This window comes from Ruegeria sp. CF1 (assembly GCF_056537445.1).
In genome coordinates, this window is the sequence record NZ_JBQFRN010000002.1 from 423,055 (window position 1) to 448,591 (window position 25,537).

The 25,537-nt window shown below is 56.4% G+C and carries 21 protein-coding genes and 1 tRNA gene; 9 read left to right on the forward strand and 13 right to left on the reverse strand.

Features of this window, described 5'->3' with window-relative positions; genetic code table 11:
• Window positions 1–12: 12 nt before the first annotated feature.
• From ACRZ96_RS07220 to ACRZ96_RS07255, 8 genes are all read right to left on the reverse strand, one after another.
• Entirely contained in the window at window positions 13–1,233 is a 1,221-nt protein-coding gene (locus tag ACRZ96_RS07220; protein ID WP_480771962.1) for an aminopeptidase P family protein, read from the reverse strand.
• Between the two features lie 160 nt (window positions 1,234–1,393).
• The gene (locus tag ACRZ96_RS07225) at window positions 1,394–2,605 is read right to left on the reverse strand and encodes an ABC transporter permease (protein ID WP_170392003.1); all 1,212 of its coding nucleotides are present in this window, start codon (window positions 2,603–2,605) and stop codon (window positions 1,394–1,396) included.
• Window positions 2,606–2,610: 5 nt separating this feature from the next.
• Window positions 2,611–3,885: an ABC transporter permease gene (locus tag ACRZ96_RS07230; RefSeq protein ID WP_170392001.1), complete on the reverse strand. Its 1,275-nt coding sequence runs from the start codon at window positions 3,883–3,885 to the stop codon at window positions 2,611–2,613.
• 69 nt (window positions 3,886–3,954) lie between these two features.
• A complete protein-coding gene (locus ACRZ96_RS07235; RefSeq protein ID WP_170391999.1) occupies window positions 3,955–5,046 on the reverse strand; it encodes an extracellular solute-binding protein in 1,092 nt (363 codons plus the stop codon).
• 101 nt (window positions 5,047–5,147) lie between these two features.
• On the reverse strand, window positions 5,148–6,248 hold the full coding sequence (locus ACRZ96_RS07240; RefSeq protein WP_480771963.1) for an ABC transporter ATP-binding protein: 1,101 nt from the start codon (window positions 6,246–6,248) through the stop codon (window positions 5,148–5,150).
• A gap of 132 nt (window positions 6,249–6,380) precedes the next feature.
• Entirely contained in the window at window positions 6,381–7,094 is a 714-nt protein-coding gene (locus ACRZ96_RS07245; RefSeq protein ID WP_480771964.1) for a maleate cis-trans isomerase family protein, read from the reverse strand.
• Window positions 7,091–8,236, reverse strand: a complete 1,146-nt coding sequence (locus tag ACRZ96_RS07250) for a M24 family metallopeptidase (protein ID WP_480771965.1) — start codon at window positions 8,234–8,236, stop codon at window positions 7,091–7,093. The genes ACRZ96_RS07245 and ACRZ96_RS07250 overlap by 4 nt, the downstream gene beginning before the upstream one ends.
• Entirely contained in the window at window positions 8,233–9,276 is a 1,044-nt protein-coding gene (locus ACRZ96_RS07255) for a pyridoxal-phosphate dependent enzyme (protein WP_480814357.1), read from the reverse strand. The genes ACRZ96_RS07250 and ACRZ96_RS07255 overlap by 4 nt, the downstream gene beginning before the upstream one ends.
• Window positions 9,277–9,479: 203 nt before the next feature.
• Between ACRZ96_RS07255 and ACRZ96_RS07260 the strand changes: the two genes are divergently transcribed.
• A tRNA-Leu gene (locus tag ACRZ96_RS07260) sits at window positions 9,480–9,565 on the forward strand.
• An 8-nt stretch (window positions 9,566–9,573) separates the two neighbouring features.
• Here the strand turns inward: ACRZ96_RS07260 and ACRZ96_RS07265 are convergent.
• Both ACRZ96_RS07265 and ACRZ96_RS07270 read right to left on the reverse strand, forming a co-directional pair.
• On the reverse strand, window positions 9,574–10,071 hold the full coding sequence (locus ACRZ96_RS07265) for a hypothetical protein (protein WP_170391988.1): 498 nt from the start codon (window positions 10,069–10,071) through the stop codon (window positions 9,574–9,576).
• A complete protein-coding gene (locus tag ACRZ96_RS07270) occupies window positions 10,064–10,825 on the reverse strand; it encodes a helix-turn-helix transcriptional regulator (protein WP_170401338.1) in 762 nt (253 codons plus the stop codon). The genes ACRZ96_RS07265 and ACRZ96_RS07270 overlap by 8 nt, the downstream gene beginning before the upstream one ends.
• A 642-nt stretch (window positions 10,826–11,467) precedes the next feature.
• Here ACRZ96_RS07270 and ACRZ96_RS07275 point away from each other — a divergent pair.
• From ACRZ96_RS07275 to ACRZ96_RS07300, 6 genes are all read left to right on the forward strand, one after another.
• On the forward strand, window positions 11,468–13,645 hold the full coding sequence (locus ACRZ96_RS07275; RefSeq protein ID WP_480814358.1) for a hypothetical protein: 2,178 nt from the start codon (window positions 11,468–11,470) through the stop codon (window positions 13,643–13,645).
• 128 nt (window positions 13,646–13,773) lie between these two features.
• The gene (locus ACRZ96_RS07280) at window positions 13,774–15,720 is read left to right on the forward strand and encodes a type I secretion protein (RefSeq protein WP_480706688.1); all 1,947 of its coding nucleotides are present in this window, start codon (window positions 13,774–13,776) and stop codon (window positions 15,718–15,720) included.
• A 36-nt stretch (window positions 15,721–15,756) separates the two neighbouring features.
• On the forward strand, window positions 15,757–18,066 hold the full coding sequence (locus tag ACRZ96_RS07285) for a type I secretion system permease/ATPase (RefSeq protein WP_170732901.1): 2,310 nt from the start codon (window positions 15,757–15,759) through the stop codon (window positions 18,064–18,066).
• Window positions 18,067–18,069: 3 nt separating this feature from the next.
• Window positions 18,070–19,410, forward strand: a complete 1,341-nt coding sequence (locus tag ACRZ96_RS07290; protein ID WP_170391969.1) for an HlyD family type I secretion periplasmic adaptor subunit — start codon at window positions 18,070–18,072, stop codon at window positions 19,408–19,410.
• A 72-nt stretch (window positions 19,411–19,482) separates the two neighbouring features.
• Window positions 19,483–19,875, forward strand: coding sequence for a rhodanese-like domain-containing protein (locus ACRZ96_RS07295; RefSeq protein WP_480771968.1), 393 nt, complete (start codon window positions 19,483–19,485; stop codon window positions 19,873–19,875).
• Between the two features lie 83 nt (window positions 19,876–19,958).
• Window positions 19,959–20,144 carry a hypothetical protein gene (locus tag ACRZ96_RS07300; RefSeq protein WP_170391965.1) on the forward strand — a complete coding sequence of 62 codons (186 nt, stop codon included), beginning with the start codon at window positions 19,959–19,961 and terminating at the stop codon, window positions 20,142–20,144.
• Here ACRZ96_RS07300 and ACRZ96_RS07305 read toward each other — a convergent pair whose 3' ends face one another.
• A complete protein-coding gene (locus ACRZ96_RS07305) occupies window positions 20,145–20,903 on the reverse strand; it encodes an alpha/beta fold hydrolase (protein ID WP_170512263.1) in 759 nt (252 codons plus the stop codon). It abuts the gene before it with no gap.
• An 89-nt stretch (window positions 20,904–20,992) separates the two neighbouring features.
• On the opposite strand from ACRZ96_RS07305, the gene ACRZ96_RS07310 reads away from it, so the two are divergent.
• Window positions 20,993–21,367, forward strand: a complete 375-nt coding sequence (locus ACRZ96_RS07310) for a hypothetical protein (RefSeq protein ID WP_480814359.1) — start codon at window positions 20,993–20,995, stop codon at window positions 21,365–21,367.
• Window positions 21,368–21,436: 69 nt separating this feature from the next.
• Here ACRZ96_RS07310 and glyA read toward each other — a convergent pair whose 3' ends face one another.
• Window positions 21,437–22,732 (reverse strand): serine hydroxymethyltransferase, encoded by a 1,296-nt coding sequence (gene glyA / locus ACRZ96_RS07315; RefSeq protein ID WP_480814360.1) that lies wholly within the window; start codon window positions 22,730–22,732, stop codon window positions 21,437–21,439.
• Between the two features lie 168 nt (window positions 22,733–22,900).
• On the opposite strand from glyA, the gene ACRZ96_RS07320 reads away from it, so the two are divergent.
• Window positions 22,901–23,662, forward strand: coding sequence for an NAD kinase (locus ACRZ96_RS07320; protein WP_170391948.1), 762 nt, complete (start codon window positions 22,901–22,903; stop codon window positions 23,660–23,662).
• Window positions 23,663–23,933: 271 nt separating this feature from the next.
• Here ACRZ96_RS07320 and ACRZ96_RS07325 read toward each other — a convergent pair whose 3' ends face one another.
• Window positions 23,934–25,373 carry an amidase family protein gene (locus ACRZ96_RS07325; RefSeq protein ID WP_480706680.1) on the reverse strand — a complete coding sequence of 480 codons (1,440 nt, stop codon included), beginning with the start codon at window positions 25,371–25,373 and terminating at the stop codon, window positions 23,934–23,936.
• Window positions 25,374–25,537: the final 164 nt, after the last annotated feature.

Here is a 25,537-nt window from a genome sequence, read left to right on the forward strand (position 1 = left end):
CCACCCGTTTTTTCATGGATCGATGATGTTGTGGCCGGGACCATAGGGGAAGCCGGTGATGTTCTCGGCCCCGTCTTCACCAACCACAAGGATATCGTGTTCACGATAGCCGCCCGCGCCGGGCTGGCCTTCGGGGATCCACAGCATCGGCTCGATCGAGACGACCATGCCGGGTTCCAGCACCGTGTCGATATCTTCGCGCAGCTCCAGACCGGCCTCGCGCCCGTAATAGTGGCTGAGGATACCGAAGGAATGGCCGTACCCGAATGAGCGGTATTGCAGCAGGCCCTCATCCGCGAAGAAGCGGTTGATCTCAGCCGTGATGCCCGAACAGGTCGCGCCGGGTTTGATCAGGCTTAGGCCCAGCTCATGCGCGGCAACGTTGGCCTTCCACAGGCGCAGGCTGTCGGCGTCGGGTTCGTCCAGGAACAGCGTGCGTTCCAGCGCGGTGTAATAGCCCGAGATCATCGGGAAGGTGTTCAGCGACAGGATATCGCCCTTTTGCAGCACGCGTTTAGTCACCGGGTTATGTGCGCCGTCGGTGTTAAGCGCCGACTGGAACCAGACCCATGTGTCGCGGTATTCGGCATCCGGGTAGGCGCGGGCGATTTCCTCTTCCATCGCGTCGCGTCCAGCCATGGCGATCTCAATCTCGGTGGCGCCTTCACGGATCGCTGCGTGAATGGCGGCCCCACCCACGTCAGCGGTGCGTGCGCCGCCTTTGATCAGTTCGATTTCTTCTGCAGATTTCACCATGCGGGCAAACATCGTGTCAGGTGCGATATCGATCAGTTCCGGTCCGCCCAGCATGTCCAGCGCCGTGTTGCGCGCCGCCAATGTCATGTGGTCGCCTTCGATCCCGATCCGTTTGGCCCCGCCGATCAGGCTGGCCACTGCGCGCCAGTAATTGTCGCGCTTCCAGTCGGTGTAGATGACGTTGTCCTCAACCGAGCGCCGCCACGGTTGGCCCGCGTCGATGTTTGCCGAGACAGTGGTGCAAGCGTCCTGTGTTACCACGCAGCCGTAGGGGCGGCCGAAAGAGCAGTACAGAAAGCCGGAATAATAGGCGATGTTCTGCATCGAGGTCAGCAGGACGGCGGGGACGTCATGCTTGGCCATGATTGCGCGCAGGGCGCCAAGGCGGCGGTCGTATTCGCCCTTGCTGAACGGCAGGGGCGCTTTGTCGCCATTGTGGCAGGTGAAGAATTCGGGGCGTTTTGTTGTGTCTGTCATGACTTGGTCTCTCATCATTGCCGGGCGGCAAACCCGGCCACTTGTCCCGGCGTTCAGGACAGGCGGTCTCGGGGTCCGAGAGCCGATCATCCCAGTGCGTCCGCGACGCCATCGCGGCTGGGATGAACAGGTGAATCGTTAGATCAGACCTAGGCCTGCGTCAAGCGGGGGAAAGGCCTCGCAGGCGCTCGGACCGACGGCGCAGCAGCTCGACCGTGGTCAGCAGCGCAATCGAGATCACCACGAGGATCGTGGCCACCGCCAGAATGGTCGGGCTGATCTGTTCGCGCAGGCCGGTGAACATCTGCCATGGCAGCGTTTTTTGGCTAGCCGAGCCGACAAACAGTACCACGACCACCTCGTCGAACGAGGTGATGAAGGCAAACAAGCCGCCTGAGATCACACCCGGCAGGATCAAGGGCATCTGAATCTTGAAGAATGTCCGCACCGGACCCGCGCCCATATTCGCAGCCGCCCGCGTCAGCGAGCGGTCAAAGCCCACTAGCGTTGCGGTCACGGTGATGATGACGAATGGAATACCCAGAACGGCGTGAGCGAGGATCACTTTCACATAGCCCACAAAGTTCTTGTTCATGCCCAGTGTTCCCTCCATGAAGCGGCCGATATCGCTGTAGAAGAAGAACATGCCTGTGGCTGAAATGATCAGCGGCACGATCATTGGCGAGATTAGGATGCCCATTATGGCGCGGCGGCCTGGAACGTGGCTCTGGCTGAGGCCAATCGCCGCCAGCGTGCCCAGCGAGACCGAGATGATCGTCGCAATCGGCGCAATGATGAGCGAGTTCTTGAAGCTGCGCTGCCATTCATTGTTGGTGAAGAAATCGCGGTAGTGCTTTAGCGAGTACCCTTCCGGGTCCAGACGCAGCATTTCTGGCGTGAAGGTAAAGAAGTCCTGCGCGTTGAACGAGAGCGGCAAAACCACGAGGATCGGGGTGATCAGGAACACGAAGATCGCGCCGCAGATCACCCGGAACAAGTAGTGATAGAACACTTGCTTCGCGGTCAGATAGGGCAACAGTTTTTGGCGATATCGACCTTCGTACAGCCAAAAGATAAACCAGACGAAGAACCATCCACCCAACAGGCCCAGAACGCCGCCCATTGGGCCAGAGAACAGAAAACCGACGATGCCAAAGCCAAGGATATTGATCCATCGTGCCAGTTTTTCGTTCTTGAGTATCGTGATGTAGACCCAGGCCACAGCGGCGATCAAGGCTGCACCGCCAATGATGCCGAGGAAGACCGAGCCATTGCCCGCGCCGACAAAGATACCGGCGAAGGCGCCTGCCAGCGCAACGCTTGGCAAAACCATGGACAAAGGTTTGCGGGATATCGGAGTAAGTGCGGCCATGTCGATTATCCCAGCTTCACGTTATCAATGCCGACAATCTTGTCGTAGCACCAGTAGAGCAGCAGTACGACGCCCAGAAGGATCGTTCCCAATGCCGCGGCCAGCCCCCAGTTCAGCGAGGACGAGATGTGATAGGCAATCCGGTTCGAAATAAAGACACCCTTGGTGCCGCCAACGATTTCAGGCGTGATGTAGTAGCCGATCGCCAGAATGAACACGAGGATTGAGCCCGCGCCAATGCCAGGAATGGATTGCGGGAAGTAGATGCGCCAGAATGTCGTCCAGTTGGTCGCGCCCATGGATTTTGCGGCGCGGGTGTACGAGGGCGGTATGGTCTGCATCACCGAATACATGGGCAGGATCATGAACGGCAGCAGGATATGCGTCATAGCTATGATCGTGCCGATCTGGTTGTTGATGATCACCAGCCTGGCGTCGTCGGCCACCAGTCCCAGCCAGACCAATGTTTCATTGATCACGCCCTGTTGCTGCAACATCACCTTCCACGCCGAGGTTCGCACCAACAATGACGTCCAGAAGGGCAACAACACGAGGATCATCAGCAGGTTCGACACCCGCATCGGAAGCGTCGCCAGCAAATAACTGACCGGATAGGCCAGCAGGATACAGGACGCGGTGATCACCAGCGACATGAACAAAGTGCGCCCGAACAGCTTGATCAGGATCTGCTTGTCCTCGGGCTGCGCCTGCGCGCCCTCGGGCGTGCGGCGCATGTCCACAGCGTTCAGGAAATAGCCATTGGTGACAGCGGGCGAATGCGTCTTGATAACCGCCCATGTCTGCGGTTCACCCCAGCCGTCGTGAATCTCGATGACCTGGTCTTTGAACGGCCCATCGGTTTCGGGGTCCAGCTTACCCATTTTCCGACCCGAGCGGCGGAACATCGAAGACATGCCTGTCTCTTCGTAGTTCAGACGCGAACCCAGCCGGGTGTGTGTCTTGTTATCGACGGCCACGACCATGTCGCGGACAAAGGCGTCATAAACGGCCTCGTCGGGCAACTCGCCGCTGGTTTCATCCCAGCTTTGCAATGCTTCGACCGTCAGGGGCAGTGTCTCTTGTACGATGCTGTTTTCCACAGATCGGAACAGCATCGCCGCAATAGGCACGATGAACGAGAACATAACGAACAGCAGCAGTGGGGCGACCAGCATCAGGGCCCGCAGCTTTTGCCGTCGCAGAGACCGGGCCAGCGATTGCTTGAGTGGCGTGCCGTCCGCGGCCAGCATGGGACCAGTATTTTGGGTGGCGTCAGTCATCGGTACCCCTTGGGTATTTTTGGGGTCGGGGGCGATAGCCGCCCCCGACAATCTCAGGAAATCAGACGCTTATTGCGCCAGCCAAGCCTGGAATTTGGCGTCGATATCGTCGCGGTAATCCGCCCAGAACTCGTAGTTATACAGGAACGTGTTCTTGGCGTTTTCCGGATCGGTCGGCATGTGTGGTGCCATGTCGATGCCCAGATCGGCGTGCTGACCCACCAGCGGTGCAGAGGAGGCACGAGCCGGGCCGTACGAGATGTACTTGGCCTGATCTGCCAGACGCTGCGTGTCAGTTGCGAACATGATGTAGTCCAGCGCGCGCTGTTGACGCTCTTCGCTCAGGCCAGCCGGAATGATCCAGCCATCAAGATCGAATACCTGAGCATCCCACAGCATCGCTACCGGCTGCTTTTGCTCTTCGATCACGCTGAACAGGCGACCGTTATAGGTCGAACCCATGACAACTTCACCATCAGCCAGCAATTGTGGCGTGTCGGCACCGGCAGACCACCAGACGACACTGTCCTTGATGGTATCCAGTTTGGCCAGTGCCTGGTCTTGACCTTCAGCAGTGGCCAGAACGTCGTAGACGTCGTCTTTTGCAACGCCGTCACACAGCAACGCCCATTCCATGTTGTTGATCGGGCGCTTTTCCAGCGAGCGCTTGCCGGGATAGGCTTCAAGATCGAATACTGCGCAGATGTCGGTTGGTGGAGTATCACCGACCAGATCGGTGCGATAACCGAAGGTGGTTGAATAGACGATCTGCGGGATAAAGCAGTCGCTGACCAGAAGGTCACCGAAATCTTCGGAGGCAGGCGTGCCATCGGGGGCAGGGGCCAGTTGAGTGTCGAAATCGATCTCAAGTGCCAGACCTTCGTCGCAGAGGCGGATCGCGTCCGCCGCAACCACATCAACCACGTCCCATGTGATGTTGCCCGCTTCGTTCATCGCGCGGAGTTTGGCGACGGCCTCGTTCGAGCTGTCATCGTTCAGGATGGTGACGCCGGTCTTCTCCGAATAGGGCTCGTGATAAGCCTTGAGCTGTGATTTGGAATAGGCGCCGCCCCACGAGACGATGGTCATCTCTTCGGCGGAAACGCCGCCAGCCGCTGTCGCAATAGCAGCTGCTGTCAGCAGTGTTTTGGTAGTTTTCATGTGTTACTCCCAGTACTTCCCGTTTGTTGTTTGGTCAGCTGACGCACGGGTTTTCGCCAGCTGGTCCCTCGGTAAACCACGTTTGTATCGCGCGGCTTGGTCTATGCGTCGAGCGCACGACAATCCTGTGCCAACCATCCGATTTCGATTTCTTGCCCCGGTTGCAGGCGAATGGCGTCGGGGGCATTCCGTGTTTTGACAATGAATTCGTCATTGCCCGCCACCGACATGCGGAAGCGGAACACGTCGCCCATATAGATGAATTCCTTGACCGTGGCTTTCAGCGTATGCGCATCGGCATGCAGACGGTCCTTGTTGAATTCCACACGCTCGGGCCGGATCGAGACCTTGGTGCGCTCACCCGGATTGTGCACGTTGATCGGAACTGCATCAATTTCCGAACCGTCATCCAGCTGTACAAGGCAAGTGTCACCGTCTATCGATTTAACAACGCCTTCTAGCGTATTGTTTTCACCGATAAATTGCGCGACGAAGCTGTTTTCGGGCTCTTCATAAAGTTGATCCGGCGGGGCCAATTGCTGAATGCGGCCATCGTCAAACACCGCAACACGGTCGGACATGGTCAATGCCTCGGTCTGGTCGTGGGTCACGTAGACGGTGGTAATGCCCAGTTCATGCGCCAGACGGGTGATTTCGAACTGCATATGCTCGCGTAGTTGTTTGTCCAACGCACCCAGCGGTTCGTCCATCAACACCAGTTCGGGCTCGAACACCAGCGCACGTGCCAGTGCGATCCGTTGCTGCTGACCACCCGACAACTGCGCGGGGCGACGATTGCCGAAGGCACCCATCTGCACCATGTCCAGCGCGCGCTTGACCTTCTCCTCGCGCTCGGACTTAACCAGCTTGCGGACTTCCAGCGGGAACGAAAGGTTCTCGGCTACAGTCATATGCGGGAACAGAGCGTAGTTCTGGAACACCATCCCGATGCCACGTTTGTGCGGAGGGATATTATTGATGGGTTTTCCATCCAGAAGAATCTCGCCATGTGTGGCGGTTTCGAATCCGGCAAGCATCATCAGGCAGGTCGTCTTACCTGATCCGGACGGCCCGAGCATGGTCAGGAATTCGCCCTTTGGCATTGCCAGGTTGAGATCTTTGACGACGAGGTTCTCGCCATCATAAGACTTTTGAACGCGTTGAAATTCAACAAACGCGGCGTCGCTATTTGTGTCGGTCACAAGACCCCCTGTTGCGTCAAATGATTACCCGGTTGGTCCGGGCCTCATTGATCTTCTCGTGCATTGATGACGAGGCTAACAAATGGTCGCAAGCCCGTAAAGCAATTGGAGTCGCGTAAACGCCGCATTTGCCTAATTTTGCGACACGTTCAGTTGTTTCATATGCCAGGCCAAACTCTGGTTGCTTGACAGGACAGGTTTGCCGATCTGCGCTTCGATCCTTGGGATAGCCGTCAGTGTCCGAAGGTTCGTACAACTAAGGAATACGGCGTCGACTGTTGAATCTCCTCCCAGTCGCACGGCGGCATCGACCACGGAATCGGTTGAGATCCGCACAACTTTGGCTTCTTCGGATTCGCCGAAAGTGCCAAACACATCCATCGAGATGCCTTGTTCTGCAAACGCGCGTCGCAACGGAGTGTTTACTTCTTCAATGTAAGGCGACAGCAGCGCAAATTTTGAGACGCCCAAATGTCTCGCGCAGGCAGAGGCTGCCCGCAACGGGTTGGTGACGGTCGATGTATTACAGGACTGCATGACCATCTGCTCAACCCGATCCGAGCCGATAACCGAACTGGCTGACGTACATCCATAGCCAACAACTCGATAGGGCCGCGCCTTTGGCAGCAAATCAGCCGCTGCAGGCAAGTCGGTCTCCATCTGCGCCAGCGTGTCAGTGTTGACCTCGGCCCCGCTGGGAATGCGGCTGACATAAAGCGGGCTTTTGTCATCGATAAAAAGGCTACGAAACTCAGGTTCGATTGTCTCGTCGGTCTGTAAAACGATCAGCCCCATTGGTACGGCCGAGGGATCGTCAGGATCCAGTGTGTACGGCAACGTGCTCATATTTCGGCAATCTCCGGTCCTATCCGGGGGCTGAGGAATTCGGGCGCGCCTTCGGTTATCAGGATGTTTTCTTCGTGCACGAGAATTTTGCCATCGACCGCAATACCCGGTTCAAGCGTCAAAACCATTCCTGGTTGCAGTTCAGTATGATCATCCGGAATAAGCGAAGGCGATTCGGTCAACGACATTCCTAACCCGTGGCCCAGACGCCCTGCATCGGTTCCCGCGCTGCCATCGGTGAGTATGGTGTTCATCGTATGAAAAAGCTGAGAAGCCGTCACGCCTGGGCGGGCTTGATCAAACGCTGTATCCGAAGCCTCGACCAATCTGGCATGTGCATCGCGTACCGCCTTGCTCGCTGGGCCGACGGACCAATTGCGATCATAGTCGCAAAAATAGCCATCGTGGACGAGGCCGGTGTCGAGCATCAGCACATCGCCTATACGAAGCGGGGTCTGTGTCGCGGGTGAGATTACATCCGAGTACCCGCCTTGCTCGGCCCCTCCGGCCAGATAGGGCACCCAGTCGGCACCCTCTTCAAGGCAGAGTCTCTGAAAGTTTCGAAATATCTGATCCAGCGGTGTCCCTGCTGAGGCAACCTCGGGCACTCGTGCAAAGGCGTGGGCACCAATCTGACAGGCAGTTCGAATCTTTGCGATCTCGGCGTCAGATTTCACCATCCGCAGCGCCCGCAGGATGCCATGGTCACCCGTAATTTGGCGCGCTCCAATTGCGGATTCGAGATGCCTTAGATCGGCCAGTGGCATCCTTACATGGGTCTCATGCCCGTCGGGGCAGCCGATTGAGGCGTTTTCAGGCGTCAACTCTCTCAGTGTATCGGCCAGCAGGGATACCCCATCATCTTCAAGGTCGGGTGCACTCCAGGTTCGAATATCGTCGATCCATGTCTGTGCCATCAATGCAGCACCGATGGATGGGATTACTGCAACCGGCTTGCCAGAAATCGGAACGATCATAAACCAAGGCCGCGTTGGGCTTTCCCAGAAACGGGTGAGATAACCGGTGAAATAGCGAAGCTGGGGCTCAGTCGTAAGCAATAGGGCCGATAGACCGGTTTCTTGCATCCGATGCTGGGCGCGCGCAACGCGGGTCGCGAATTCCTCTGGTGCGAAACCTCTCATGCAGGTTGCTCGCTCAAGATGCAGAGCACTTTGGAATTCGGTCCAATACCCAGTTCACTACGGATCGCGTCGTTCAGAACGGCCGCAATGCCAGCACCGCCCGAGGCGCTGGTTTCCAACCCGGCCTTCGCCATGGCCGGAAGCTGTGCTTCGACAGTGTCATCCTCGATTGTCACAAACAGATCGGCATCTCGGGCCAAGCCGTTCAAGGCGATCAGCGAGGGCTCTTTGCAATCCAGTCGCCCCATGATGCTGTCGGGCCCGTCAGCAAACACACAATGCCCCGCTTCGATACTGGCCTGCAGCGCCGGGGCAGAGGTTGGCTCAACAACAATGATCTGCGGAGCATCTCCCCAAACGACCCGCGCATAGGCAGCGACGGCTCCGGCCATGCCGCCAACACCGGCTTGCAGAAGAATGTGCGTTGGTGCCTCAGTACATTGCTCGGCGGCTTCGACCGCCATTTGCAGATACCCTTCCATCAGCAAGTACGGTAGTTCAGTATACCCCTCCCAGGAACTGTCCGAGAGCAAAGTCCAGCCATTGTCCTGCGCCGCTTGACTGGCTGCTTCCATGCTGGCGGCGTAATCCGCACCCGCCCGTACCACTTGTGCGTTTTGAGCGCGCAGGCGATCTGCAAAGCTTTCTGGAACTGTTTCTGCGATGTAGACAACTGCATCAGCTCCGAAAGTGCGCGCGCCCGCGGCCATGCTCATCCCGTGATTGCCCGCGCTTGCCGTAACATAGGTGCGCCCTTTGAGCGTGTTACCATCTGGCGTGACCGAGATGTCATTCGCTTCGCAGGCGATCACATAAGCCGCACCCAGCGCTTTGAACGATCCCAGGCCCATACGGCTTCGCTCATCTTTAACCCAGAGATTCGCGACGGGTGCCAGCGCCGATGCATTCACAAGGGGCGTTTCGACAAAGTCGGGGCAGAAGAATCGATGCCGGCCCAACCCATCTGTCTCTACGGAGGGATAAGGGGCCTGATCCGAAAGCTTAGAACCACCTCGAAACGGGTTACTGACTAGTTTCATCGCTCGCTCCCTGATCTTGTGTTGCGCCGACGTGAACGAATTGGCCGAAGGCTGTCAAGCTCGGCCTTGATTCAGCAGGATTGTGTTCGTGTTCTGCATGCATCCCTGGATCTGATGAATGAGTATCTTTTCAATCGTTTTGGTTGGTTGTAAGTGTCTGCACACGACATCGGCGCGGTGAGACAAAACTTCGACGATGATGTGCGGGCGTGATGGAATGGTAGACATATCGGACTTAAAATCCGAAGGCCTTAGTGCCGTGTGGGTTCGAGTCCCACCGCCCGCACCAGTACCATCTCAGACAGGGAAACCCAGCTGGGTGATCAATTTCCAGATATCCCTGTTGGCATTCGAGAGCTGAGTGACAACATCCTCGATTTCTTTCATTGCTTTGTCGTCAACTGTGTCTTCACGACCAAGTTTGATGTCGGTCTTGCGATCAGCAATGCGCATAAGGATGGTCTTTGGATTTCCGCTTTCCTGATCGAAAGAATAGATGCAGTGATTGTACTTGTTTCGAATAGAGGACAGGCGCGACAACCGCTGGGTGTGTTCGAGAATCGGATCGCGGATTTCAGGGGGGCGACCCTCCATCTTGGCGAGACGTTCGACCAGATCGATACGGGCACGTGTGGTGTTAAGCGTCAGGAATATGATGACCGCAACATCTTTGTTGGCCCCGGTCAGACCTGCGATCAGGTGGATCAGCAGGCTTTCCGTGTTCGTCCACATATAGTTGAGCCGACCCACCAACAGAATGAGCCGGTCGAACCGGGTTTCGAATGCCTCATCCAACGGGCGCGTTGCGCGCTTCGTTCGGCGCGACCTCAAAGTAGAAATGCGCAGCTTCAGTCCGGTTGCTCACATCGATCTTGCCCGAGACATTGTGCATATGCAGTTTGACGGTGTGTTCGGTGATGCCCAGATTCGACGCAATGGTCTTGTTGCTCTTGCCTTGCGATACCAGCCTCAGGACTTGTTTTTCGCGGCGCGTCAGCTTTGAGTATCGCAACAGTTTGTCAGGCGACCGGGTTCTGGTTGCAGGCTGTTTTTCGATAGGTGTGCCTGGCGCACTTTGTGTTGCGGTCATGCTGTCGGCAAGAAAGCAGGGCAGGTGCAGCTCTTCGTGCATCAGGAGGCGCAATATTGCGCGCCAAACATCCGGCGCCACGTTCATGGGCAAATACCCGACACTGCCGAAACGGGTGCGATCCCAGCGTTCGAACAGAACCCGGGCCGGACTTTTCTTGCGATAGGCGAAGGCCAGACATCCCGTCTCGGCGAGCCGGGAGTAATCAGCGGGCCGCGCCAACAGATCTTCGAGCATCATCTGATCCACGACAATGATGCGCTCGGAGGGAACAGAGTTCCCACTCTCGGCAAGCAGGTCGTCAAGGCTTTCATATCTTGACGCACGAACGCCGAATTCGCTTTGAACACTTCTCAGGGTTTGGTTCGAGTAGAACAATTCCTTGCCGATAAAAATGATCGACAGCTCTTCGGGATATTCAATCTGATCACGGGCGTCTTCTTGCAATGAAATATTCATTGACTTTCCCCCCACTAATACAAACGCCGCCCTCTGAATCTTTAAATCGGGTACAGAGCTGGGTGGCGCGAAACATTAACTTTGAACTCAAATAGTACCTTATCATAGCTGAAAGTACGTGTTTCAGCAACCAAAGGCGGGTTCTGCAATACCGCTTACTAGAACCTTTGATCAGGTTCTTCGCATCTGGTTATAGCGTAACTCCATGAAATATCAGGGTTAATAATCCTATATGTTTGCGCATGATTGTTTCCGGGTAAAATCTGGCGCGAAATAAGGCGAATTTCAAAAAAATATATATTAAACAGTGATTTGCAGAAAATAATGCTTTCGGCCAGCTATGCATACCCCTTTATCGCTGCGACCATTCCTAGGCTTCTATTTGTGAAGTGAACTTGAACCTGACGTGTCTGCGGTCCGCGTATTTCAGCGAATTTCTCGTGGTCATGGAATCGGCTTAGCCGAGAAAGGGGGGCAAACCAAACAGAAGACTTTCACTGCCGCGCGAGTGTCCAGTTTGACACCTTGTGCGCGAACTCTGTTTTCAACCGCGCCTGTAGCCGCTTTGTAGATGAATGGCGGCCCGGTGCTTCAGTAAAAGTGGAAAATTTTATGAGACGCCAACCCAACCAAACAACAACCGTGACCACAATTGATGACGTCCAAATCGATAATCTGGACGCCGATTTCGAAACAGATATAGCGGTAGACGAAGCCTATATCGAAGCTGACATCAACGCTCAGAAGCAAAAGCAAGACCAGGACGTTGAAAACTCTGCGAACAACTCTGATTCACAAGGACAAGATCAGTCACAGCGTTCTAAAAATGATAACGACAATGACAACGCGCAAGATCAGGATCAAAATCAGAAGCAGCAGCAGCAAAACACCAATGGTGGCGAAGACAATAATGATAATGACAACTCTAACAATAATGCGGTCAACATTGACTTCGGTGGCGGCGAATGGATTCCCCGCGATGACGATCAGGTAGACTTGGATCTGGGCGACAACGCCAGCGTTGGTGATGTAATCACCGCCGGTCGCGACCTGAATTATGATCCCGGTGATGATCTGAACCTTGATATTTCGCTGGATGGTCCTGGCAACGATATGTCGTCGATCAACAATCAGCTGGCAAGCTTGGAAGACAACGATCAGTTGGATAATGCCGAAGTTGGTAACTACGGAGAATTCAAGCAAAACGGTGATGCCAATGGTGGCGAAGCCAACGCTGCGGAAGGTATTAGTTCCAATGCAAATGGTGCAGCTTCCGGAAAAGGCGGAACCAGTTATGGCGGTGAAGCTGTAGGCGGCAAGACCATTGGTAGCGACGCTTACGGTGAAGGCGGAGACACTGGTGATGCTGATGCCCATGCCAAAGGTGGTAGCGGTGGCGATTCAGGTAATGCCGACAATGCAAGCACCGGCAAAGCCAAATCCAATTCGAACGCTGATGGTGAGAGCATTGGCGGGTACGGTGGTGACAGCACCAGCGACTCGAATGCTGACAACAACACCGACAGCGATAACACGACTGATGGCGAAGGCGGAGATGGCGGTTATGCCGATTCCGAAGGTGTAGGCAAAGGCTATGGTAAGGCGTACAGCGAGTCCGATGCTGATGCTGACGGTGGTGATGCTGACTCAGAGTCCAGCGCCAAAGGCAAGGGTGTAGCGGATAACGACGCAGATGCATCTGGTGCAGATGGTGGCGACGGCGACTCGAATGCGGATGGCAACGCTGATAACGACAGCGATAACAACACCGACGCCAACGACAATGACGGCGGTGACAACACAGCTGACGGAACAGGAACTGGTACTACCGATAGCGACGCTTCAGGCGACGGCGGCGATGGCTCGGGTGGATTCTCGCGCCTAGTCGAAGAAGCAATCGCGCGCCTCCAGCAGGAAATCTCTGAAAGCGGCCGTGGTGATGCAGATGCCGACACCGGTAATTCCAGAGCTGATTCTGGCAGTGGTTCATCCACCGGTGGAGACGGAGACGGCGGAGACAACAACGGAAGTTCAGCAGCTGATGCCGATGTTCAAGGTTTAGGTGATCAAGACGCTGAAGGCCCAAGTGTCGATCAGACATCTGGTGATGTTGACGGTTCGGCTGCCAACGCAAGTGATGCGGACGCTGATGGTGGCGATGGTGGTTCGAACGCTGCCAACGGTTCCGGTGATGGCACGGGTACAGGTACTTCAACGGCTGATGGTGATGGTGGTGCAGGTGGAACTGGTTCTGCTGCATCGGATTCAAACGCCAGTGCTGCTGGATCTGGCGCTTCCGAGGCCACAGGTGGTCTGGGTGGTGCATCAGATGTATTCTCAGAGACCGACACGGATGGTTCTGCTGATAGCCTCGCTGAGGCGATTGCCGGATACGGCGGTGCATCTGCATCGGACAATGACTCGGATTCGTCCGCAACTGGCAATGCCACTGGTACCGCATACAGCGGCGATGGCGGTGCAGGTGCTGCTGGTACTGCAGCAGGTGGAACTAGCGGCGCGTCAATGGTTGACGTCATGTCTGGTGACACAATGGGCGGCAACACGACAGGCGGAAGCGCAGCCGGTGCCTATTCGGGTGACGGCGGTGCCGGAGGCCATGGCGGTGATTGGGGTTCGAATAACGGTGGCGATGGCATCGTGACCGGTGAATCCTACGCCTCGGCCGCTGCCGTAGTCGATACGAACGCCTTCAACCAATCGATCGTACAGGGTGCCAATGTGCTAGGTAACTCAGTCGATACGACCATGGTTGGTGGTTCGATGACCTCGTCCTACGCAAGCGACGACACTGACGTCTAAGACAAAAAATCGGGGGCCGCATTCTCGGCCCCCGATCAATGAAATCGCCGGGGCCGCGCAATGTGGCCTCGGCCCAGCAAATCCCGAACCGGAAATTTTAGCTGGCAAGGGGGTAAGGGATCATCGAAATGTTATTCGATAGTGTTACCGAAAAGATTGCACACTTTATTGGATCTTTTGATCTTACGATTGAAAAAGCCCGGTTGAGGGATCAGTACGAAGAGTTCACCGCCATGCGGCGCAAGGCTGAACTGGACGAACTGGAAGAACCTGCAAAGATCCGGATCAAGGCAGATCTGGAACTGGACCCGGGCAAATATGGTCCGCTTTCCTATCGGTTTGACACCCCCCCCGCCACTCCTGAACTTCCACCCCCAACCGACGGCCCTGAATTTGAAACGGTCGTTGTACTTGAACCACCACTCTCAGACGGTCCGCCGTTACCCGAAGCGACAACCGGCCTAGGTGCAACGTTTGTGATCGAGCAGCAGCTGGAGATTGTGACAGAGCTTATCGGGTCTGCTGTGACCTACACGTTCCAGACGATTTTCCTGCGCGACAATGACGTTGTCGGCGAGGGAGATTTCCGCGATGTCGATCAGCTGATCGCATTGGCCGAGGCGGCTGCGCAGGTCGCAGCATCGATGCACGCGTTTGCCGTGCCCTCGTTCTCGATCTCGGACTACTTGTCGATTGAGTATGTAGAATCTTTGGCCGAAGCGATGTTGGCGCCGATCAATGTCGAAGTTGAAGGTGCAGTTGTTTATCAGTTCCACGGCGAAGAAGCGATGGGCGTGATCGTCAATGGTGAGTATGTGGACGAAGCCCCGGAATGGGACGATCTTCTGCCCGCGCATCATAGACCGGACGAGGAAGAAGAAGACGACACGCCCGATATGATGCCCGCCGAATGGGATCAGGATGAGGAAGACGAATTTGCCGACGGTCACACGGTGATTGCAGGCGGCAACCTTGCGATCAACGAGATGAACGCAACCGTAGCCTGGATCGATGCGCCTTATATCGCGGTCGGTGGAAAAGCGATCGAACTGGCAATGGTAAGCCAGGTCGCCGTTGTATCTGACACAGACAAGGGCACGAATGGCGGCTCGGGCACCAATGTGGTGCACTCGTCGACGATCGAAGTCGAAGGCAAGTCAGCCCCTTGGCTTAAGACAGGTTCAAGTGAAGACGATGCCCCGGCATATGTGCATGTTGATTGGATTACGACCGACCTGATCGTTGCTAATTTTGTCAAGCAGGACATCGACGCAACGGATATCGATCATATTGATACCGAGATTAACGCGACGACCACGCTGTACGCATTGGGCGACAACGAGTTGATCGATGTCACCAATATTCTTCAACTTGGCAGTTATTATGACCTGATCATGATCGAAGGTGACATGATATCGGTCGATGCGTTTATCCAGACACACGTCTTGATGGATGACGACGTGGTGATGGGCGGATTGCCAGGACCCATTGATGGATCGGACGAGAACCTGGTCATGAACCAGGTCTCTCTCATGAAAGAAGGCGAAGACACGCATCAGGCGATGAACGTTTCCATGGCCAGCGCAATGACCTTGGGCGAGGACGATATGGCGGCGCTGGAAGAGGCGCTGATGAACGATCCGATGTTCGCGGGCATGGAGCAGATGCGAGTGCTCAAGATCGACGGATCGTTGGTGCAGGTCAACGTAGCCGAGCAATCGACGATGCTTGCCGATCAGGATGACGTATATCTGAATGGTCCCCACGCGAACCAGACCGAGGTTCTGGCAGGCAGCAATGCGATGCTGAATGCCGCCAATGTAACCAAGGCCGGAGTAGACTCGGTTGTCATGGCCGAGGACGGGGCATTTTCTGACCTGTTGCTGCATCAGGCAAGCCTGCTCGACATACCCACGAATGAGGACATTGCAGAGATGACCAACGAGGCGATAGCCGCCTTGATGGAAGAGGCGGGAATGCCCGGTTACGAGAACGGCATTGGCCCGAATGGTAACGATCTCACGCCAAGCGAAATGGCGAATTCCTCTGATGGCCTGCAGACCATGCTGGCCTGATATTTCCTGATTAACGAGTGACCGGAAGGTTAGTTTATGTCGATCGTTTTTTCGTCGCGCCGCACCCGTTTTGCAAGTCCGTTGGACCGGCACGGAGGCGGAGGCCCATTGACCCTTGAACCCCGAGATCGAGTAGCAAAACCAAATGAAAGTAAACTTGCAAAAACAGCGTCCCGTCTGCGTTTGACAAGCGAAATGCAGTTGGCGGATTCTGAACCCGAACCGGATACCTTGGATGCAAGTGACACCTCGGTTGCAAAACCCGTGAAACGTTCGCGGCAACAATCAGAAGCGCCTCAGGCGACGACACAACCGGATGATCCGGGGCAGACCCAGGCAGAGCAGTTGGATCAAACATCACAACCGCGCGCTGGTTCTCCCCTTCGGCGCGCGTCGTCGCGGCCCGCGCAAGATAAGGATCCTGCGGGTGGCGACACTGGGGTGGCCGATACCGAAGCCCCCGATTGTGAAACCGCCGACCAATCGACAGCACGCATGACCCCCTCTGCGCCGTCGGATGGTAAAGACCGCATGGGCACCACGATCGAGGCCAAGGCCAACCAACCCTTGCTGCGCCTGGGGACGGGTGGTGGCGATGGCAAGGGGCCACCCCAAACATTCCACAAACGCACGCCGCCTGAGGATTTCCAGAAGACGCTGCGCACCTCACTGCGCGCGATCTGGCGCAATCTGGCTTTCGTGCTGGTGCTGACCTGCGCGACCAACGTCCTGATCCTTGCGATCCCGATTTATCTGTTTCAGATCAGCGACCGGGTTCTGACCAGTCGCTCGCTGGATACGCTGATCATGCTGACGGCAATCGTTGCCGGAGCCGTAATATTTCAATCAGCCTTTGATGCCGTTCGGCGGTTCATGCTGATGCGCACAGCGGTCGAGGTGGCTGCCCGTCTTGGTGCCCCGGTTCTCAGCGCCGCCGCTCATGCCTCGCTGCACGGCAATGGGCGCGAATATCAGACTCTTGGGGATCTGCAACAAGTGCGGGGCTTTCTGGTCTCGGGCACTCTGATCTCATTTCTGGATGTTCCATTTGCGCCGCTATTCATACTGATGATTTTTCTAGTGCACCCGCAACTTGGCATGATTGTGGTGACGACCGCTGTGATCCTGATGATTATCGCGCTGATCAACCAGAAAATGACCGCCAAGCCCTTTGCAAAGGCCAACCAGGCGCAATCCCTGGCGAACCAGCATCTGGATTCAATGTCGCGCAACAGTCAGATCATCAACGCTTTAGCGATGATCCCCGAGGCAGTGCGCATCTGGGGGCGTGACACCGCACAATCGCTGACATGGCAGGTCAAGGCGCAGGATCGTAACGTGATCTTCGCGGCCATTTCACGTGCCGTCCGTCTTTTGACGCAGATCGGCATTCTGGGCTGGGGCGCCTTTCTGGCCCTTCAAGGTGAAATTACCGGCGGTATGGTCATCGCCGCCTCGATCATCGCTGGGCGGGCTTTTGCGCCGATCGAAGGCTCGATTGAGGGTTGGAATACTTTCCTGCTGACGCGCGGCGCTTTTGGGCGGATCAAGGCTCTGCTGTCGAACTCGGCCCTGCAATATGAAAAACTGCGCCTACCACGGCCTGAGGGGCGGTTGGATGTCGAACGCCTGCTATATGTCCCAGGCGGCACCAAGCGGGTGGTTCTGAACGGGATTACCTTTGCGCTGAACCCGGGTGAAACTCTGGCGATCATCGGGAATTCAGGCGCGGGGAAAACGACGCTTGGCAAAACGCTGGTGGGGTCGATCCTGCCGACCTCGGGCAGTGTGCGGCTGGACCTGATGGATATCCGCAACTGGGATCCCCGTCAGTTTGGCGAAAATATTGGCTATCTGCCGCAAGACGTACAGCTATTCCCCGGCAGCATCAAAGACAATATTGGCCGGATGCGTGCCGATGCCACGGATGAGCAGATCCACGATGCCGCCGTTTTGGCCGACGTGCACAACATGATCGCTACACTGCCGCAGGGGTATGAGACGGTGGTTGCTGCGGACGGCTCACCTCTCTCAGGTGGCCAGAAGCAGCGTATTGCTTTGGCGCGTGCCTTCTTCGGCAACCCACGTTTGGTTGTTCTGGATGAGCCGAACTCGAACCTCGACGTGGCGGGTGACAAGGCGCTTGCGCGTGCGATTGAGCAAGCAAAGGAAAGCAAGATCACCGTTGTGGTGATTACGCAAAAGCCGACTCTGTTGAATGTTGTCGACAAGATCATGCTGCTGACCGATGGGCGCGTGGCGCTGTTCGGGCAGCGCGAACAGGTGCTGGAACAGCTCAACGGGCCGCGCCAGCAACCGCCCGAAATACAGGGCAAGGGGGATTAAGCGATGAACGACGTGGCACGCACCGATGAAGGCGGTCTTTGGTACTCTGAGGTTCCGCGCTCGATCACCAAATTCATCGTGATTGGCTTTATCATGCTTATTGTCTGTTTTGGCGGCTTTGGCGTCTGGTCCTTCCGTGCACCTCTGGCCGCTGCAGTCATCGCGCAAGGCAGCTTTGTCGCGACCGGTCGCAACAAGATCGTGCAGCATTTGGAAGGCGGTATCATCGAGAACATACTGGTCTCGGAAGGTGAATCTGTTCAAGCCGGACAGATCATGATGACTTTGGATCAGACCTCGGCCGAGGCGAGTGAACGCGAATTGTTCATTCGCAAACTTCGCCTTCAGGCCATGACCGAACGGTTGCTGGCTGAGCATAGCGAACAGGAAACCCTCGTGTTTTCGCCCGGATTGATCGAAGCATCGGACGACGTCGAGGTCATGACGATCCTCGACAATCAGAAACTCAGCTTTGATGTATCGCGAAAGACGCTGCTGAACGATATTGCTTTGCTGCAGCGCAACATGGAGGCGTTGAAAATCCGTGCGTCAGGATTTGAAGCACAATTGGTCAGCATGGAAAGGCGATCAGAGATTCTCGAGGAAGAATACGAGACCAAATATTCGTTGTTTGAAAAAGGATTAGTGCGCAAAGGTGATCTGAATACGATCCGCCGGGTGCAGGCCGAAGCCGAAGGTCAACTGGCGCGTCTGCGCGCAGAAACGGCTGAGGTAAACCAGATGCTGCTGAAGTATGAAGAGCAGATTCTGCGCACCCGCTCAGCCTACCGCGAGGCTGCGCTGGACGAGTTGGGCGTTATTGAAGCCGATCTTGAAAGTGTGCGTGAAAAAGCCCGTCAGGCCCGTAGCGTTCTGGCCCGTGCCGTTGTGCGTGCACCGGTGACAGGCACAGTGGTGCGACTTCATCACCACACGCCGGGCGGGGTGATCGAAACTGGCGAACAGATTGCTGAGATTCTGCCCGCCGATGCACCGCTAATCATCGAGGCGCAGATCCCGCGTACCGAGATCGACAGCGTGGTCACCGGGCAGATCGCGACGGTGCGCCTAGTCGCGCTCAATCAACGGACAACCCCAGTGCTTGAGGGCGAGGTCTATTACGTCTCGGCTGACTCGCTTGTCGAGGATTCTGCCGGTATGCCGCAAGAGGTCTATCTGGCGCGCATTTCTCTGACCACGGAAGAGATGGGGCGCGTGCGGGGCTTCGTGCCGACACCCGGAATGCCCGCCGAGATCATGATCCAGACCGAGGAACGCACCTTTGCGGCCTATATCGCCAAGCCAGTGGTTGACAGTATGTCGCGTGCTTTCCGCGAACATTAAGCGTCTGAACGTCTACACCTTCAATTTTCTGCATGTTAGCCTTTCACGGATTCATTTCCTGGAGGGGTGCAAATGCCATTGACGGTCAAAGACATGATGCAAGCTGCGAACGCGGTGGTTGAACGTATCGATGCCAGCCGGGCGAAAGAACTGATCGGGCAGGGTGCCTTGTTGTTGGATATTCGCGATGCGCCTGAACTGGAAAGGACAGGGCGCGCGGTCGGTGCGCATCATATCCCGCGCGGTATGCTGGAGTTTCGGGCCGATCCCGAGCTGCCTTCCCATGACGCGGAACTGCGCAAGGACCGGGTGATCATCCTGCATTGTGCATCTGGTGGCAGGGCGGCGCTGGCTGGAAAACTGCTCAAGGATATGGGGTATTTACACGTCTATAATCTGGGCGGGTTTGCGGATTGGGTGAATGGCGGCGGCGAGGCGACCGGGCCCATGGATCGCGGGATGTAGCTACATATCTGACCCAAATCAAAGTCACACATATTCCGTTGCTGTAATGTAAAGGCCAGAAGCTTAAACACAGGATACTGGCCATGATACGCCTAGCAGCCACGCTTTATTCTTTGATCGCCACAGCCATCGCGGGTTCTGCCGTGATTGCGGTCCTAGCGGTTGGAATGGTGACCTGGATGGCCATCGTTTCCGCCGCAGCAGCAGGGGCGGTTGTTGCCGCGCCGGTGTCGTGGCTGGTGGCAAAACGCCTGTATCAAGGCGCTTGATTAAGCGTTCAAGAAGGTCCTGACTGCAGCTTCGAATTCGCGGGGTTTCTCGGCGTGCAGCCAGTGCCCCGCACCGGGAATTTTGGCGAAGCGAGCTGAAGGAAACAGGGTGCGAATTTGCTCTCGGTATTCGGGCTGAACATAATCTGATGCTGCGCCAGACAGGAACAGAGCGGGGCCGTCCCAATGGGTCGAAATCTCGGGGAAGCCCATGATCTTTGGCATTTCGCTGGCCAGTACATCTAGGTTCAGCCGCCACCGGCCTCCCTCAACATCCAAAGACTGCGTAAAAAAGCTCTGCAGCGCCTTTTCGACGCCCAGATCGGCCAGCTGTGCTTCGGCATCTGAACGACGCTGAACGCGGGACATATCGACCGCCCGCATTGCCTCGATGAATTGAATCTGGCTGTGGCTGTATGCCACTGGTGCGATGTCGGCGACGATCAGCTTGCGCACCAGATTGCCATATTCCAGCGCCAGCACCATCGAAGCTTTTCCACCCATGGAATGCCCGACGATATCGGCGATGCCGCCAACGCTGTCGATGACCTTGGCCAGATCATGCGCCAAATCTGTGTAGCCATGCTGAGCATCCCAAAAGCTGTAGGCGTGATTGCGCATATCGACGGCGATCACCTGTCTTTCGTTCGACAGTCGCCGTGCAATGACTCCCCAGTTGCGCGCCGAACCATAGAGGCCATGCGCTATCAGCAGGGGCGGATGATCGGTCGGGTCGCCATGGATGATCGTATTCAGCATGCTTCTGTGATACGCGTCACCGCGCGGAACAACCAGCCCCATTGTCGCCGGTGTGACGCGCGGCTAAATTGTCCCGTCAGGAGGCGCCAATGACGCAGGAAATCGATATCCAGACCCGGATCGCAGAGACCATTCGGTTGCTGCGTAAAAAGCTTGGCGTGAAAGACAAGACCCTGATTGCCTCGATCCGGCGCGCAAAGCGGCGTTTGCCGCGCAAGGTCTATAAACAGGCCTTGGTTCTGGCAGAGGCCGAGCAGATGGCCGAGCATCCCAAACTGCGGATGGTTTTGGATATGCCCCGGCTCGAAAAAGCGTCGGACGAGGTGCAAGGCCACCTGAACGCGATCAATCTGGCAGATCGACGTTGGGGATGGTTCCTGAGCTTTCTTGGTTCGCTTGCGTTGGGCCTGATCGTGTTGGCGGCGTTGGCTGTGTTCGTACTACGATGGCGCGGGTATATCTGACCGCTGCACGCCTCAAAGAAAAACGGCGCCGATCAGGGCGCCGTTTTCTGTTCTAAGATCCGTATTGGATCAGAGATTCGGATAAAGCGGGTAGCGCGCGCAAAGTTCGGCGACTTCGGCTTTGACTTTGGCTTCGACCGCACCGTTTCCGTCTTCGCCATTTGCGGCCAGACCGTCGACCACTTCGATGATCCAGTCTGCGATCTGGCGGAACTCGGCCTCACCAAAACCGCGGGTGGTTCCGGCGGGCGAGCCCAGACGGATACCGCTGGTTATCGTGGGCTTTTCGGGGTCGAACGGCACACCGTTCTTGTTGCAGGTGATATGTGCCCGGCCCAAAGCTTTCTCGGTTGCGTTGCCTTTAACGCCTTTGGGGCGCAGGTCGACAAGAACCACATGGGTATCGGTGCCGTGGGTCACAGTGTCCAGGCCACCCTTGATCAGCTGATCTGAAAGGGCCTGCGCATTCACAACGACCTGCTTGATATAGTCCTTGAACTCAGGACGCAGTGCCTCGCCAAAGGCAACGGCCTTGCCAGCAATCACATGCATCAGCGGGCCACCCTGAATGCCCGGGAAGATCGCCGAGTTTACCTTTTTGGCAATCGCTTCATCATTGGTCAGGATCATGCCGCCGCGCGGGCCGCGCAGGGTTTTATGCGTGGTGGTGGTGGCCACATGCGCATGCGGGAAGGGCGAAGGGTGCGCGCCTGCGGCAACCAGACCGGCGATATGGGCCATATCCACATGCAGATAGGCGCCGACCATTTCAGCGATTTCACGCATGCGGGCAAAATCGATGACGCGCGGGATGGCCGAGCCTCCGGCGATGATCAGCTTGGGGTTATGTTCCTTTGCCAGCGCTTCGATCTGATCATAGTCGATCAGGTTGTCCTGCTTGCGCACGCCATAATGTACCGCGTTGAACCACTTGCCTGACTGGTTCGGCGCCGCACCATGGGTCAGGTGACCACCTGCATCCAGCGACATTCCCAGAATGGTGTCACCGGGCTTGATCAGCGCCTGAAATACACCTTGGTTCGCCTGCGATCCCGAATTCGGTTGGACGTTGGCAAACTCACACCCAAACAACTGCTTGGCACGGTCGATAGCCAGGTTCTCGGCAATGTCGACGAACTGACAACCGCCATAGTACCGGCGGCCCGGATAACCTTCGGCATATTTGTTGGTCATGACCGAGCCCTGCGCCTCCATCACGGCGGCAGAGACGATGTTCTCCGAGGCGATCAGTTCGATCTCGTCGCGCTGGCGGTCCAATTCAGATGTGATCGAGCCGAACAGCTCGGGGTCACGATCCGCGAGGGACTGGGTGAAAAATCCGTTGTCACGAAGATTGGCGTTCATGTGCGCTCCGCATGGCTGGGGTGTATCTGGCGGATTTCCTATCGGAAACGACGTGTGTCAGAAAGGTTGTAAAGCGACGAAATGGCCCTCTATGGCGTCAACTCTGGCCTATTGCGGAAAGGTATGTTTGTTTCGGAACCAAATGTGCAGCACTGGAAACTATAAAACATGACAAAGAGAATCGCCTTTCTGGCCAGCGATGCCAAGGTTGCGCAGACCGCCCGGGATGCGCTTGTGGCGCGCTACGGAAATGCAGCGCCGAGAGACGCAGATGTTGTGGTGGCGCTGGGTGGTGATGGCTTCATGCTTCAGACGCTGCAGGGCGTCCAGCATTTGGACAAGCCGGTTTATGGAATGAATCGCGGTACCATCGGGTTTCTGATGAACGAATATGCCGAAGTTGATCTGATGGCCCGGCTAGCAGAGGCAGAGGAAGAAGTCATCAATCCATTGGCGATGACTGCAATGGACCAGGCGGGCCAAAAGCACCAAGCACTTGCAATCAACGAGATTTCGCTGCTTCGTGCGGGGCCGCAGGCAGCGCGGTTGCGGATCAGCGTTGATGGGCGGGTACGCATGGCCGAACTCGTGTGTGATGGTGCATTGCTTGCCACGCCGGCGGGTTCAACCGCATATAACTATTCCGCTCACGGACCCATTGTACCCATTGGCGCGGACGTTCTGGCATTGACGCCAATCGCCGCGTTTCGCCCCCGGCGGTGGCGTGGCGCCTTGCTGCCGAAAGTTGCGAAAGTCAGATTCGATGTGATCGAGGCTGACAAACGCCCGGTTATCGTTGCGGCCGATTCCATATCGTTTCCGGATATCGATTGGGTCGAGATCAGGTCTGAGATTGCGATCCAGCATCGTATTCTATTTGACCCTGGCCACGGCCTGGAAGAACGATTGATCTCCGAACAATTTACTTAAATCTCAGCGTGTTGATCATTTTTCCACCGCTTGTGTGAACCAGTTCACATGCAACGCGATAAGGGTTTGTTAACTTCAAGTTGCCCGGAGAACACGCCGAGGTGGAAGTGAGTGGCCATCTAAAGGTGTTTTCGAATGATTGCGCAGTTTTCGCGCTGGCGAGGGTGGGTGGTGCTACGCTCGTCATCTTAATCCGGGCATATTTTAGTATGCGGACCCCGGGACAAAATCCCGGGGTCTATTTCATTTGTGAGGCCTGAGTGACTATGTCTCAGGTTTGCGCGCTCATTCGATCCCACAGAATCGGAGCCATCTGCCCCACACGCGCTTCGATCGCGACCGCTGCATCCACCGCCATATCCTCACGCCAGCGTCGAGCAGCAATCTGAACATTGATCGGTTGCGGCCCATTCGGCAATTCGGCCAAGCGTGCGGGAACGCTGGCGGCGGGCAGCCCGAGGAAATTCATCGCATAAGAATAGACCGCGCATCCTAACACCTCATGAACGCCTTCCGCACCTTCGGTATCGCGATCAGGTCTGAAGAACGGTTGCGGCAGGAATGGAGACAGGACCAAAGGATATTTCTGCATGAATAGCGACCATTGGCGCGCAAAATGGCTGCGTTGCGCCAACGCCTGAATCAGTTCGTCGCCTACGATCGGAGGAAACTCCTGAAAATAAACCTCGAAAATATCACGGATGGTTTGAGACCCGGCTGCCTCGATATCGTTTTTCATCAACGTCAGCACTTCACCCATCAGCGCGCGATAGCCGATGCGCCCGCATTCGAACACATCCGGCGGATCAATGTCTTCAACTATATATCCGGCATCTACCAGCGCCTCCCGAGCGGTACTTAGCGCTTTGTCCACTTCGGGGTGCAAAGCGTATTCGAACGTATTTTTGGTGAACGCAACTTTGATTGGGATATCCGGCCCCGCGCCGCGCCAAGGCATTGGCACATGGAAGGGGTCGCGGGCGTCCGGGGCGATCAGGCTGGGCATCGAAAGGTGCAGGTCCTTTGCGCTTCTTGTGATCAAGCCCTGTACCGACATCGATTGTGCCAGCATCCCGCGTTCTGCATTCTGGCTGGGGTTCCAGGCCGGTACGCGGCCCAGCCCCGGTTTCACTGTAACCGCACCATTGGCTGCAGCAGGGAACCGCAAGCTACCTCCGATATCGTTGCCATGCGCCAGTGCGCCGATGCCCGCCATGACTGCAGCCCCCGCGCCCCCGGACGACCCACCCGGCGAGATATGGCGCCCCCAAGGATTGTGCGTGCGCCCATGAAGTGGATTATCCGTGTCAGCGCGGAACGAGAATTCGGGCGTATTGGTCCGCCCGATGACAATGGCCCCCGCCTTATGCAAGTTTGAAACCACCGGTGCGTCATCAGGGGCAATGACATCCTTCAAGGCAACCACACCATTTGTGGTGGCATGGTTCTTCTGGTCGACATTCACTTTGATGGTCACGGGTACCCCGTGCAGCGGTCCAACCGAGGCACCATTGCGGCGCGCCTGATCAAGCGCAGATGCACGCTCTAACGCTTCTGTGCCCAGATCGTCCACGACAGCATTCAGCGAGGGATTTACCTGATGCATCCGCTCCAATGCATCACTGATCACCTCTTCTGCGCTCAACTCGCCAGCTTGGGTCAGCGCAGCCAATTCTGTTGCATCAAAACGCCAGATATCGCCCTGTGTCATGCTCGTCCTCCCCACCTCAAACTGAGGTGAGGAGGACCCAATGACAAGCCCCGCAATCGCAAAACGGATCCAACCTTCATCTGGCCAAAAATATCTCGGAGCGCGAGGCAGAGCCTCGCACACGCGCGACAGCGCAAATCGGTTGCGCCGTAAGGCGCTCCGCT